At 65.2% G+C, this 12,380-nt stretch carries 18 protein-coding genes; 13 read left to right on the forward strand and 5 right to left on the reverse strand.

Annotation, left to right across the window (positions count from 1 at the left end):
• Positions 1-159 precede the first annotated feature (159 nt).
• From WBP06_RS16645 to WBP06_RS16655, 3 genes are all read left to right on the forward strand, one after another.
• Positions 160-798 carry a YqaA family protein gene (locus tag WBP06_RS16645; RefSeq protein ID WP_395329971.1) on the forward strand — a complete coding sequence of 213 codons (639 nt, stop codon included), beginning with the start codon at positions 160-162 and terminating at the stop codon, positions 796-798.
• Between the two features lie 70 nt (positions 799-868).
• Entirely contained in the window at positions 869-1,414 is a 546-nt protein-coding gene (locus WBP06_RS16650; protein WP_395329973.1) for a nuclear transport factor 2 family protein, read from the forward strand.
• A 112-nt stretch (positions 1,415-1,526) separates the two neighbouring features.
• On the forward strand, positions 1,527-2,075 hold the full coding sequence (locus WBP06_RS16655) for an NADPH-dependent FMN reductase (protein WP_395329975.1): 549 nt from the start codon (positions 1,527-1,529) through the stop codon (positions 2,073-2,075).
• Between the two features lie 7 nt (positions 2,076-2,082).
• Here the strand turns inward: WBP06_RS16655 and WBP06_RS16660 are convergent, their stop codons facing one another.
• The 4 genes from WBP06_RS16660 to WBP06_RS16675 form a co-directional block, all read right to left on the reverse strand.
• Entirely contained in the window at positions 2,083-2,862 is a 780-nt protein-coding gene (locus tag WBP06_RS16660) for a GDSL-type esterase/lipase family protein (protein WP_395329977.1), read from the reverse strand.
• Between the two features lie 34 nt (positions 2,863-2,896).
• On the reverse strand, positions 2,897-4,135 hold the full coding sequence (spt, locus tag WBP06_RS16665; RefSeq protein ID WP_395329979.1) for a serine palmitoyltransferase: 1,239 nt from the start codon (positions 4,133-4,135) through the stop codon (positions 2,897-2,899).
• An 11-nt stretch (positions 4,136-4,146) separates the two neighbouring features.
• Complete coding sequence (locus WBP06_RS16670; RefSeq protein WP_395329981.1) at positions 4,147-4,386, reverse strand: acyl carrier protein; 240 nt, start codon at positions 4,384-4,386, stop codon at positions 4,147-4,149.
• Between the two features lie 135 nt (positions 4,387-4,521).
• Positions 4,522-4,884: a response regulator gene (locus tag WBP06_RS16675; RefSeq protein WP_395329983.1), complete on the reverse strand. Its 363-nt coding sequence runs from the start codon at positions 4,882-4,884 to the stop codon at positions 4,522-4,524.
• Between the two features lie 63 nt (positions 4,885-4,947).
• Between WBP06_RS16675 and WBP06_RS16680 the strand changes: the two genes are divergently transcribed.
• From WBP06_RS16680 to WBP06_RS16700, 5 genes are read left to right on the forward strand one after another with little or no spacing between them, the layout of a single operon-like run.
• Positions 4,948-5,223 (forward strand): DUF3572 domain-containing protein, encoded by a 276-nt coding sequence (locus tag WBP06_RS16680; protein ID WP_395334231.1) that lies wholly within the window; start codon positions 4,948-4,950, stop codon positions 5,221-5,223.
• The gene (locus WBP06_RS16685) at positions 5,220-5,858 is read left to right on the forward strand and encodes an HAD family hydrolase (protein ID WP_395329985.1); all 639 of its coding nucleotides are present in this window, start codon (positions 5,220-5,222) and stop codon (positions 5,856-5,858) included. Before WBP06_RS16680 ends, WBP06_RS16685 begins: the two co-directional genes overlap by 4 nt.
• A 16-nt stretch (positions 5,859-5,874) precedes the next feature.
• Positions 5,875-6,348, forward strand: a complete 474-nt coding sequence (locus tag WBP06_RS16690) for a RidA family protein (RefSeq protein WP_395329987.1) — start codon at positions 5,875-5,877, stop codon at positions 6,346-6,348.
• Positions 6,329-7,099, forward strand: coding sequence for a glycerophosphodiester phosphodiesterase family protein (locus WBP06_RS16695; protein ID WP_395329989.1), 771 nt, complete (start codon positions 6,329-6,331; stop codon positions 7,097-7,099). Before WBP06_RS16690 ends, WBP06_RS16695 begins: the two co-directional genes overlap by 20 nt.
• Positions 7,096-8,232, forward strand: coding sequence for a GNAT family N-acetyltransferase (locus tag WBP06_RS16700; RefSeq protein WP_395329991.1), 1,137 nt, complete (start codon positions 7,096-7,098; stop codon positions 8,230-8,232). The genes WBP06_RS16695 and WBP06_RS16700 overlap by 4 nt, the downstream gene beginning before the upstream one ends.
• Positions 8,233-8,240: 8 nt before the next feature.
• Here WBP06_RS16700 and WBP06_RS16705 read toward each other — a convergent pair whose 3' ends face one another.
• Positions 8,241-8,576 (reverse strand): hypothetical protein, encoded by a 336-nt coding sequence (locus WBP06_RS16705; protein ID WP_395329993.1) that lies wholly within the window; start codon positions 8,574-8,576, stop codon positions 8,241-8,243.
• Positions 8,577-8,896: 320 nt separating this feature from the next.
• On the opposite strand from WBP06_RS16705, the gene dksA reads away from it, so the two are divergent.
• The 5 genes from dksA to WBP06_RS16730 all read left to right on the forward strand — a co-directional run bounded on the left by dksA (position 8,897) and on the right by WBP06_RS16730 (position 12,370).
• Entirely contained in the window at positions 8,897-9,355 is a 459-nt protein-coding gene (gene dksA / locus WBP06_RS16710; protein ID WP_395329995.1) for an RNA polymerase-binding protein DksA, read from the forward strand.
• A gap of 296 nt (positions 9,356-9,651) precedes the next feature.
• Positions 9,652-10,017 carry a PilZ domain-containing protein gene (locus WBP06_RS16715; RefSeq protein WP_395329997.1) on the forward strand — a complete coding sequence of 122 codons (366 nt, stop codon included), beginning with the start codon at positions 9,652-9,654 and terminating at the stop codon, positions 10,015-10,017.
• A gap of 132 nt (positions 10,018-10,149) precedes the next feature.
• Positions 10,150-11,721, forward strand: a complete 1,572-nt coding sequence (locus WBP06_RS16720) for an ABC transporter substrate-binding protein (protein WP_395329999.1) — start codon at positions 10,150-10,152, stop codon at positions 11,719-11,721.
• An 83-nt stretch (positions 11,722-11,804) separates the two neighbouring features.
• On the forward strand, positions 11,805-12,194 hold the full coding sequence (locus WBP06_RS16725; protein ID WP_395334233.1) for a DUF4112 domain-containing protein: 390 nt from the start codon (positions 11,805-11,807) through the stop codon (positions 12,192-12,194).
• Complete coding sequence (locus WBP06_RS16730; RefSeq protein WP_395330001.1) at positions 12,194-12,370, forward strand: hypothetical protein; 177 nt, start codon at positions 12,194-12,196, stop codon at positions 12,368-12,370. The genes WBP06_RS16725 and WBP06_RS16730 overlap by 1 nt, the downstream gene beginning before the upstream one ends.
• Positions 12,371-12,380 lie beyond the last annotated feature (10 nt).

Consider the following 12,380-nt stretch of genomic DNA (forward strand, 5'->3'; position numbering starts at 1 on the left):
GCGAGGGGAGCCGCCGGGCGACTCGGTATTTCGCGATGTTCCTGATATGTACCCAATCGGCGTGACGCTGTCAATAGAAATAACCAAATGGGTTACAGGCTTGCCGCGATGCTGCCCCGCCCCTAAGCACGCGGCCGGGATCATTTTGCGGAGAATTCGATGCTGCGGCGCCTTTACGACTGGACCATGGCCAAGGCGTCGCACCGCCATGCCGGATGGTGGCTGGCGCTGTTCGCGTTCATGGAAGCCAGTTTCTTCCCGGTGCCGCCGCATCCGCTGCTGGGCCTGATGTGCCTGGCCGAACCGAAGAAGGCGATTCGCTATGCGGTGATCGCCACGCTCGCTTCGGTGACGGGCGGCTTGCTCGGCTATGCCATCGGCCACTTCGCCTATGCCGCGTTCGGCGAAGCATTGCTGCGCGCGCTGCATCTGGCCGACAGTTTCCCCAAGGCCGCCTGTTATCTGCGCGAATACGGCGCGGAAATCATCATCGTGAAGGGCGCGACGCCGATCCCCTTCAAGCTGCTGACGATCACCGCCGGCTTCATCGGCATGAACATCTTCGTGTTCCTGGGCGCCTCGATCATCTCGCGCTCGATCAGCTTCCTGATCGTCGGCGTGCTGTTCCGCCTGTTCGGTGCGCCGATCAAGGCGGTGATCGACAGGCATCTGGGCAAGGTGACGGTGGCCTTCGTCGTGGCGGTGGTCGCCGGCTTCCTGGCGGTTTCGTTCCTCAGCGGGGGCGGCAAGCAGGCCAGTCAGAAGTGCGACATGATCGTGGCGGCGAACAAGGCATAACCCCGCTTATCGGGCCGCCGCCGCTCGGCTAACCTCGCGCCAGACAAGGCTGGCGCGAGGGAGAGACGCGGTGACCGATCCTGCATCCACGGATTCCCGCTTGGCCGAACTGGTCGACCGGCACGAGATTCATCAGGTCATGCTGCGCTATGCGCGCGGGCTGGACCGGTTGGACAACGCGCTTGCCCGCTCATGCTACTGGGACGATGCGATCGAGGATCACGGCCACTTCGTCGGCAGGCCGGGCGATTTCATCCCCTGGGCCGACGGCACCACGCTTCGCTTCGCCGCCACGCAACATGCGATCCTCAATCACTTCTGCGACCTGCAGGGGGATGAGGCGTTCTGCGAAACCTATTACCACTTTTCCGGCACCGCTGCCGAAGGCCCGCACTTCATGTCCACCGGGCGCTATGTCGATCACTTCCAGAAGCGCGGCGGCGAATGGCGGATCGCCAACCGGGTCACCATCGTGGAGGGGGTCTACGACGTGCCCCGCGCCGCTCTCGCTCCCGATCCAGCGAGTGCCTACACGGCGGCCCAGCCGTGCCAGGCCAGCCGCGATCGCGGCGACGTCAGTTATCATCGCCCGCCGGTGCCGCGCCGGCCCGGATGATTCGCGACCGGTTTCACGGTTGGACGCCAAACCTTTGCGATCATGGGGACTTCAAAGAGTCTCCTTTTGCACGGATACTCCGCGCGAAAGCCACCAGCCGTGAGGAGTCGTCATGTCGAAGATCGCCGTTGTCGTCGGAAGCCTGCGGGCCGAATCCTTCAATCGCCAGTTTGCCGAGGCGCTGATCCGCCTGCCGGCGGCGTCGGGCCATGAATTCACCTTTGCCGATATCGGTTCGCTGCCGCTCTACGATCAGGACGATGACGGCGATCAGGCGGAATCGGTCAAGACGCTGAAAGCGTTGATCAAGGGTTCGGACGGGGTGATCTTCGTGACGCCGGAATACAACCGCTCGATCCCCGGCGTGCTGAAGAATGCCATCGACAACGCCTCGCGCCCCTATGGCCAGAGCGCCTGGGCCGGCAAGCCGGCGGGTGTGATCGGCGTATCGATCGGCGCCATCGGCACCGCGCTTTCGCAGCAGCACTTGCGCAACGTGCTGGCCTATCTGGACATGCCGACGCTGGGCGCGCCGGAGGCGTTCATCCAGTGGAAGGACGGCCTGATCACGCCGGAAGGCATGATCGGCGAACAGTCGGCGGGATTTGTCGGCAGCTGGCTGGAAGCGTTCCTGAAGCTGGTGGATCGCCACAAGGGCTGAGCACGATTCACTGCGCCGCGATCTGTCTGCGGCGCAGTTCCGCCTGCGAAAGCGCGGTGCGGAATATCGGTTGCATCGCTGCATAGCCCGCCGCGTTGGGATGCACGCCGTCGACGAACAGATCCTCGCGGATCGACCCGTCGGGCCGGACCAGCGCGGCGTGGTAGTCGGCAAGGATCAGGCCTTGCTGCCGGGCGATCTGGCGCAGGCGCGCGTTGACGCGGTCGATGGCGGGGGTGGGATCGGCTTCGAACAGGCGGCCGAAGCCTTTCGACGGGGGCAGGGTGCCCACGATCAGCACCGCACCGTGCAGCCGCGCCTGTTCGGCCATGGTGCGCACATTGCCGTCGATCTGGTCAAGCGTGACGGGGCCGGTGAGCCCGAAGACGTCGTTGCTGCCGAGCAGGAGGTGGATGATGCGGGGGCCGAGGTCCAGCGAGTCCTGCCGGAATCGCAGCAGGATCTGGCTGCTGGTCTGGCCGCCGATGCCGCGATTGACCACTTGGGTGCCCAGCGTCGGCCAGCCCATCGTGATCGAATCGCCGATCATCACCACGTCGGGATGCAGCCCCTCGCGGCGCAGCGCGGCATTGCTGGTGCGGTAGAAGCACAGGCCGCCCCAATCGTCGTAGTCGCTGCCGGTGACCGAGCGGCCGGCTGGGGTGCAGGCGGTGTCGGTCAGTCCGACAAGGCGCGCGCGGCGCTGGTTCTGCCAAAGGCTGTGCCCCACGAGGACCAGCCCGGCAAGGAAAAGCCCGAGCACGAGGATGCGAAGCCGCACCACCATGCCCGGGCCTTTGCCTGGATCGCTCAAGCGCGGCTTAGGCGAGGATGCCGGCCGTCTTGCCCGCGCGGGTGAACATGCCGATGATCTGCTGGACCTGTTCGGCCGAGTGTTCGGCGCAGAGCGAGCAGCGCAGCAGCGTCATGTTGGCGGGGGTTGCCGGCGGACGCGCCAGGTTCACGTAGAGACCTTCGTGCAGCAGCGCTTCCCACATCATCGCGCCGCGTTCGAGGTCGGGCATGATGACGGCGATGATCGCGCTCTGCGGCTCCTCGGTGCCGAGCTGGAAGCCGGCGTCGGTCAGCCCCTTGTGCAGGACCTTGGAGTTTTCCCAAAGATGCGCGCGCTTGTCGGCGGCGTGCATCAGCTTGCGCACCGAAGTGGTGGCGGTCGCGACGACGCTGGGCGGCAGGCTGGCGGTGAACACGTAAGGACGGCAGACCAGGCGCATGATCTCGAACTTCGGGTGGTTCGAAACGCAGAAGCCGCCGACGGTGCCGACCGACTTGGAGAAGGTGCCGATCACGAAGTCCACATCGTCAAGGCAGCCCTGGTCCTCGGCCACGCCACGGCCGTTGGGGCCGATGAAGCCCATCGAGTGCGCTTCGTCCACCAGGACCATGGCGCCGTACTTCTTGGCGACGGCGATCATCTCCTTGAGCGGGGCGATATCACCCAGCATCGAGTAGACGCCTTCCAGCACGACCAGCTTGCCCGCGCCTTCGGGAATGCGGCGCAGGCGCTTTTCCATCGCTTCGATATCGTTGTGCTTGAACGGCACGACTTCGGCGTCGCCCATCTTGCAGCCGTCCCAGATCGAGGCGTGGCTGTCGATGTCGAGGACGATGTAGTCGCCCTTGCCGGCGATCGTCGAGATGATGCCGAGGTTCGCCTGGTAGCCGGTGGAGAACACCATGGCGTGCTTCATATCGTAGAAGTCGCAAAGCGCTTCCTCGACCGCCTTGTGTCCGGCGTAGGTGCCGTTGAGGACTCGGCTGCCGGTGGTGCCCGAACCGAAGTCGTCCAGCGCCTGCTTGCCGGCCGCGATCACGTCCGGATCGAAGGTCATGCCCATGTAGTTGTAGGTGCCGAGCAGGATCGTCTCGCGCCCGTTGCACAGGGCGACGGTGGGCGAGATCACCTTTTCCATGACGAGGCCGAACGGATCGGTGACGCCGGTGGACAGCAGACCCTGGCGCATCTCGATCAGGGGATCGAACTTGCTGAACAGGTCGGCGTGGACCTGCGTTTCGTTTTCGCTGAGCATGTCGGTCATGACGGAGTCCTTCAGCCCTGAAGCTTGACCACGGCGTCGACGAGCTGGCCGTAATTCTCGATCTCGGCCTGCTGGTTCATCGAGATGATGATGTCGAACTCGTCCTCGATCGCGGCCACGAAGTCCATGACGGTCAGGCTGTCGAACTCAAGGTCGTCGGTGAAGCGGGTCGCATCGGTCACGGCCACGCCCTTCTTGTTGAAGGGCTCGATCAGCGCGGCGATGCGGGTCGAGGTCTCTGCGCGGTCCATGGTTCTTCTAACTCCGGTAATTTCGGGCGGCGCTCTGGCCGATAATTGCGGCGCAAAAGCGGCGGCGGGGGGTAAAGTCAAGCACAGGCGCGTCGGGAAGCGTCACACCAGCGCCCGGATCGCCTGCGGGAAGGGTCACACAAGCGCCCGGACTGCCTGCATGAAGGGGCCGATCGACACCGGCTTGGCGAGATATCCTTCGGCGCCCGCCTCGCGGATGCGCTCCTCGTCGCCCTTGCCGGCATAGGCGGTGACGGCCAGCACGGGGATCGTCCGCAGTACCGAATCCTTCTTGGCCGCTTCGATCAGGTCCAGCCCGGAAACATTGGGCAACTGGATGTCCATGATGACCAGGTTCGGCACGAATTCGCGCGCCCGGTCGAGCGCGTCCAGCCCGTCCGCCACCGGCTCGACGGAGAAGCCCTGGCTCCTGAGCACATCGCAAAAGAGCTTCCGGTTGAGGTCGTTGTCCTCGACAACAAGGATTCGCTTTGCCATTCCGCGCCTGAACCCCATCTTGCGGCTGAAACACCGCTCTAGGACAGGCAAGCGAGGCTGACAATTCTCGGAAGTTCCCCTTCCTCATCGCAGGATGCCGAAACGCTGGCGCTCAATGCGCTGGGCTGGGTGCTGGTCGACGGCGACCGGGCCGAGCGATTCCTGGCGCTGACGGGCCTGACGCCCGATCACTTGCGCGCTTCCTTGGGCGAGCGGGGCACGCTGACGGCCGTGCTCGATTTCCTTTGCGCGCATGAGGCGGATCTCGTCGCGGCGGCCGATACCCTTGGCGTAAAGCCCGAGGAACTGGCCGGTGCGCGCCAGAGGATCGGCCGATGACCCGCCCGCTGCTGATCACCGATTGCGACGAAGTGCTGCTCTACATGGTCAGTCATTTCCGCGACTGGCTGGCCGAGGACGAGGGCGTGAGCTTCGACATGTCGCGCGGCGATTTTTCCAGCGCCATGCGCCACACGGATTCGGGCGCGCTGCTCGAACAGGCGGAAATGTGGTCGCTGCTCAACAAGTTCTTCGATGGGCAGATGGCACGGCAGACGGCGGTGGAAGGCGCGATCGAGGCGATTCGCGCGATTGCCGACCATGCCGACGTGGTGGTGCTGACCAACCTGATGGATTTCCGGCAGGAGGCGCGCCGGCGTCAGCTGGCCGATCACGGCGTCGAACTGAAGGTCTATACCAATCAGGGGCCGAAAGGCCCGGCGCTCAAGGCGATCCTCGACGAATATGCGCCCAGCCGCGCGGTGTTCATCGACGATCTGGCCCAGCATCATGGATCGGTGGCCGAATTCGCGCCGGATATCGGCCGCCTGCACCTTTGCGCGGAGCCGCTGCTGGCGCCGCATATCACCTGCGCCCATGCGGCGGGACATGCCCATGCGCGAATCGACGACTGGAAGAGCGCCACGCCGTGGCTGCTCGACTGGTTGACCACCCCCGACTCTACCCAAACCTAGAGGGAACTGCCCCATCATGACTGAGATCGAAACTCGCCTTGCCGCCCTTGGCCTGACCCTTCCCGAAGCGGCGGCCCCGGTTGCCGCTTACGTGCCGGTGGTGATCGCCGGTGACACGGCCTACATCTCGGGCCAGCTGCCTTTCGTCGACGGCAAGCTCGTCACCGGCCGTCTGGGCGAGGATGTCAGCCTTGAAGCCGGTGTCGAGGCGGCGCAGGCCTGCGCGGTGATGATCCTGGCGCAACTGAAGGCCGCGCTCGGCTCGCTCGACCGGGTGGAGCGCGTGGTCAAGCTGGGCGCCTTCGTCAATTCGACCGGCGATTTCACCGATCAGCCCAAGATCGCCAATGGCGCTTCGGAACTGATGGTTGCGGTGTTTGGCGATGCCGGCAAGCATGCCCGCAGCGCGGTCGGCGTGCCGGTGCTGCCGCTGGGCGCCGCCGTCGAAGTAGACGCCATCGTGACGCTTCGTGCTCCTCGCCTCGATTGATCGATGGCTGGCGCCGGCCCCCGATCCCAGGCGGGTCGGGTGGATCGGCGCTCGCGACTATGCGCACCGGGGCCTGCATGGCGCGGGTATCCCGGAAAACTCGCTGGCCGCGTTCGACGCGGCGCTGCGCGGCCAGTTCGGGATCGAGCTGGACGTGCAGCGCGCGGGTGATGGCACGCCGGTGGTGTTCCACGATGCCACGCTGGATCGCCTGACCGGTGAGGGCGGGCCGGTGTCCCGCCGCAGCGCCGCCCAGCTTGGGGCGATGATGCTGACCGGCAGCGACGAGACGATTCCCACACTGCGCCGCGTGCTCGACCGGGTGGCCGGACGGGTGCCGGTGCTGATCGAGATCAAGTCCGGCCGCGCCGTTCGCGTGGCAGCCCTGTGCCTTGCGGTGCGCCGCGTGCTGGAGGGCTATGCCGGCGACTATGCGGTGATGAGCTTCGATCCGCGCGTGGCGCATTGGTTTCGCGTCCATTCGCCGCTGACCGTGCGCGGGCTGATCGTCAGCGAGGGCGAGGATCGCGCGCTGCCCGGCGCGATCCGTCGCCATCTGGCCTTGTGGAAGGCACGGCCCGACTTCCTGGCCTACGATGTGCGCGACCTGCCAAGCCGCTTTGCGCGGGCCCAGCGCGAACGTGGGTTGCCGGTCGCGAGCTGGACGGTGCGCACCGACGAGCAGCAGGACCGCGTGCGCGAATACGCCGATGCCGCGATCTTCGAGCAACTGGCAGAGCCGGCTGAATGAGCGAGGGCGAGTTCACCGCCCGGATCAACGGCAGCGTTTCCGCGCTGTCGGCGGACGAATGGGACGCGCTGGGAGATGGCGGCAATCCGTTCGTCAGCCACGCTTTCCTGTCCGCGCTCGAAGCCTCGGGCAGTGTCGGCGGGCGCAGCGGCTGGAGCCCGGTGCCGATCACCATCGAAGGGCCCGACGGTCGGCTGGCGGCAGCGCTTCCTGCCTACCTCAAGGAACATAGCCAGGGCGAATATGTCTTCGACCATGCCTGGGCGGATGCCTGGCATCGGGCGGGCGGCGCCTACTATCCCAAGCTGCAGATTTCGGTTCCCTTCACGCCCGCCACCGGGCCGCGCCTGCTGACCCCGCATCCCGAGCTGCGTCTGCCGCTGCTGCGTGCGGCGGAAACGCTGTGTCGGGAGCATGGCCTGTCCTCCGCCCACGCGACGTTCATCGAGCCCGATCAGGTTCCGGTGTTCGAAGCGGCCGGCTGGCTGCTGCGCGAGGATATCCAGTTCCACTGGGAGAACCGCGACTACGCCAGCTTCGACGAATTCCTCGGCGCGCTGTCGTCGCGCAAGCGCAAGGACATTCGCAAGGAACGGGAGAAGGCGCAGGAAGGCGTCGAGATTCGCACGCTGAGCGGCACCGATTTGCGCGAAGAGCACTGGGATGCCTTCTGGTCGTTCTATCAGGACACCGGCGCGCGCAAGTGGGGCCATCCCTATCTGACCCGGCAGGCCTTTTCGCTATTGGGCGAAACCATGGCGGACCGCATCCTGCTGGTCATGGCCTATATCGACGATCAGCCGGTTGCCGGTGCGTTGAATTTCATCGGCAAGGATGCGCTCTACGGCCGCTATTGGGGCGCCGTGGTGGAGAAGCCGTTCCTGCATTTCGAGCTGTGCTACTATCAGGCCATCGACGCGGCCATTGCGCTGGGCCTGTCGCGCGTGGAGGCTGGCGCCCAGGGCGGGCACAAACTAGCGCGCGGCTATGAGCCGGTGCGGACGGTTTCCGCGCACTACATCGTCCACGACGGGCTGCGCGCGGCGATTGCCGACTATCTCGAACAGGAACGGGCGGGAATCGCGCAGGACCAGATCTGGCTGGGCGACCGCACGCCGTTCCGCAAAACCTGAAAGCGCGATCAGGCCGCCTTGCGCGTGCTGGCCGTCAGCCACTGGCGCGCGCGGCGCTGCGCTTCGGCAATCTCCCGTGCGGTCATCTCGTCCGACACTTCGGCGCGGCAGGCAGGTGCTTCCTCGTGGCCGGCAACGGCGGCGAGGTTGAACCACTTGTGCGCTTCGATCAGATCGCAGGGCACGCCCTGGCTTCCGGTCGAATAGGCGACGCCAAGGTCGAAGTAGGCCGAATAGTCACCCTGCGCCGCAGCGGCGAGCCGGTCGGCGACCAGCAGGTTTTCGGCGTTGATATCGGCTTCACATGCGGTGATGCCATGACCGTTGATCCAGACAGTACCCATAGTAACCCCCTTCGTCAGACCGTTCCCGCGGCCTTTCGATGGGATGAGGTTGCGCCTTTCATGGTCAACAAGTCGTTAACGACAATTCGAAAGCCGCTGTGGGCATTTGGGGTGGCATTCCCGCGTGTAGTTTCGGACACAGCTTTTCCGCTTATCGAACAGCCATTCAGGTTTTTTGTGGAAGGCTTTGGTTATGACCTTGTGCAGCCGGAATGCCGGCCTTATAGGCCGCCGCACCACGGTTTGCCGGGAGGTCACTGGAAAAATCCGGGGCCGCAGGGCGTAAGCAGGCCGCGGGGATACGTGCGGAGATTCTCTGGATGGCAACGGCCCTAGCTGACGAAATTGATGTCCTCGCCAAGGCCAAGCGTATGCTTGGCGGTTCCTATGTTCCCGCTGAGAACGAGCCCTACATGTGCGAGGCTCAGCAGGATTACTTCCGGCGTCTTCTGCTCGCCTGGAAAAAATCGATCCTCGATGCCTCTGCCGGAACGCTGGCGCAGTTGCAGGACGGCCCGATCCGGGAGCCCGACCTCAACGACCGCGCTTCCAGCGAGACCGACTGGGGGATCGAACTGCGTACTCGCGACCGGCAGCGCAAGCTGATCGCCAAGATCGATTCGGCGCTGCGCCGGATCGAGGAAGGCGAATACGGCTATTGCGAAGTGACTGGCGAGCCGATCGGCCTCGGTCGCCTCGAAGCGCGCCCGATCGCGACGATGACGGTGGAAGCGCAGGAAGCGCACGAGCGCCGCGAAAAGGTCTCGCGCGACGATTGATCCCGCGCGGATGGGGGACCCGAAGCGCGTCCGGCGCGGCGGGTCGCCTCACCGACCTAAGTACCTGAGTTGAAAGCGCGATAGCGGATGAAATTTCGCTTGCCTCGATGCTCCGGGCATGACCACATTTTAACCGTGTTTTGGCGCGGCGGGGGCTGGCATCGGATCGCCATTAAGGCTTTCTTGGTGACTGCCCCTTAGAACGTGGTGGCAATCGTGTTAGGCTTGCGCGGACAGGTGCGTCCGCACCACCTATGCGGTGCCTGGCGGATGCCTTGAATACCGGACGAGAATGCATGACCGAAGAAAATCGACAGATCGCACGTGACAGCCTGTTTCTGATGGCTGACCTGCGCGTCGATGGCTTGGACGGTGAAAACCGCATCAAGGTCCGCAACCTCTCGCCCGGCGGCATGATGGGCGAAGGCATGGTGCGCGTCGTTCGCGGCACTGCGGTCAAGGTCAATATCCGCAACATCGGCTGGGTTCCCGGTTCGATCGCCTGGGTGCAGGACAATCGCTTCGGCGTCGCGTTCGGTGTGGAGATCGATCCCAAGCTGGCCCGTGTCGTCGTGAATGCCGCCGAAGACGCGACGCCGCGTTTCGTGCGCAATCACGAAGCGCTCTATTCCCCCGATACGGCGGCCCTGCGCAAGATTTGAGGGCAGCCGGCGATATCGCTGGGGTTACGCCACCGGCAGGCGTGGCCCGATCCTTGCGATCCTTGCGCTTTTTCCCGAAGATGGATGCAGCGCCCATTTGCGGACCTGCCGAAATCGACTAGTCCCAAAGGCATGACCGCTTTGCGCAAAGGTTCTGCCGCGTTCGGCCTTCTGGCTGCGTTGGCGCTTGCCGCGTGCGGCTCGTCGAGCAATTCGGCGCTCAGCGTGGCGGTGATCGGCAAGCCGAACGATCCTTTCGAAGCTGGTCCGAACCGCCCGCTCGCCGGCCAGCTCACCCGGGCGTCGACAACCGAGGGGTTGATCTCGTTCGACGAAAAGGGGCGCGTCATTCCCGCGCTGGCCGATCGCTGGATCGTCACCGACGATGGCCTCAGCTACATCTTCCGCTTGCGCGACGGCAACTGGCTCACGGGCGATCCGCTAACGGCCCAGTCGGCCAAGCGCGCACTCGATTCCGCGCTCGATGCGGTCAAGGATACGCCGCTCGGTCTCGACCTTGCTGGGATCGACGAGACGCGCGCGATGGCCGGGCGGGTTATCGAAATCCGGCTGACCCGGCCGATGCCCTATCTGTTGCAGCTGATCGCCCAGCCCGAACTGGGATTGGTGCACAAGGACCGGGGCGCCGGGCCGATGAAGTTGGAGCGGGAGCAGGCAATCGCACGATTGGTGCCGATCGACCCTTCGCATCTGGGCCTTCCCGCGATCGAGAACTGGTTGCGCCGCACGCGCCGCGTCGACGTGCACGCGCTGGGCGGTTCGGCGGCGGTAGAGGCGTTCAACGATGGCAAGGTCGATATCGTCATGGGCGGGGAAATCCAGGATTTTCCGCTCACCCGTTCGGTCGGCATCTTGCGCGGCACGATCCAGCTCGATCCCGTGATCGGTCTGTTCGGGCTGCAAGTGATGAACGACCGCGGCTTTCTGGCTGATCCGGCCAATCGCGAGGCGATTGCCATGGCGATCGACCGCGATGCCCTGATTGCGCCCTTCGGCGTGGGCGGCTGGACACCGACGACCCGCATCGTCTCGCCTGGCCTCGACGGCGACCTGGGCACCATCGGCGAGCGTTGGGGGAATCAGTCCATCGATGAGCGCCGCGCCGTAGCGCAGGGGCGCGTTCGCAAATGGCAGGGCAATCCGACACCCGTGCCTGCCGCCGCGCCCAGCACGCCGATGCGCGCCGCGCGCAAGATTTTCCAGCGCGCCCCCAAGGCGGCTGCGCCTGCCGATCTGGCCGACCGTGCGCCCCGCCTTGCGATCTGGCTGCCGGCCGGGCAAGGTTCCGACACCTTGTTCGGCACGCTGGCGTCCGACATGGCGACCATCGGTATTCGCCTGACGCGTACGCAGGATGAGGCGGCGGCCGATCTGATGATGGTCGATGCCGTGGCCCGCTATCCGCGCGCGGCATGGTTTCTCAACCACCTGTCCTGCCGCGCGCGCATCGGCATCTGCTCGGCCGATGCCGATGCGCGCGTGACGGAGGCGGCGGTGGCGGAGACTCCGGCGCAGCGCGCCGCCCTGCTGACCGAGGCGGAGGCGGAATTGACTTCCGCCAACGTCTTCATTCCATTCGGGACGCCGATCCGCTGGTCGCTGGTGCGCGGCAGCGTGGATGGCTTCGCACCCAATACCTGGGGCTGGCACCCCTTGATGCCGCTGGCCTGGGTGCCCAAATAAGTTCGACGGAGCTTCTCCATCGAGGGGCCTGCCGTTCGAGGAGAGAGACGACTTTGGCGACTGGACAGGCTTCTGCCCGCCGCATGGAAATGGACCTGCCGCTGGGGTCCGATCCGGTTTCCATCACCCGCCGCGTGGAGATGGTGGAGCGCGTTCTGGAAAACGCCTTCACGATCCCCGGCCTACGCCGCAAGGTGGGCCTGGACGCGGTGGTAGGACTGGTTCCGGTGGCGGGCGACGTGATTACCGCGCTGATGGGCCTGTACCTCGTGTGGGAGGGCCGCAATCTCGGCATGTCGAAATGGCAGCTGGCCCGGATGACGGCGAATGTCGGCGTCGATACGTTGCTGGGCGCGATCCCGGTGGTGGGCGATGCGTTCGACTTCCTGTTCCGCTCCAACACGCGCAACCTGAAGATCATTCGCAGGCACATCGCCAAGCACCATCCCCATGCGCAAGTGATCGAGGGCTGATGAAAGCGCGTTTCTGGCTGGCGGCCCTTGTGCTGCCTTTGGCAGGCTGCGGATCGTCGGATCCGGTTCCCGCCGCCGTCACTTCGGATGAGGCAACCGCGCTCGATCAGGCGGCGGAGATGTTCGACACGCGGCCCTCGGAAACGCCCGTAGACGCGACGAACGCGGCAAACTAACATCTGAGGG

It is taken from the genome of Novosphingobium mississippiense (assembly GCF_044029535.1).
Lineage (GTDB): Bacteria > Pseudomonadota > Alphaproteobacteria > Sphingomonadales > Sphingomonadaceae > Novosphingobium.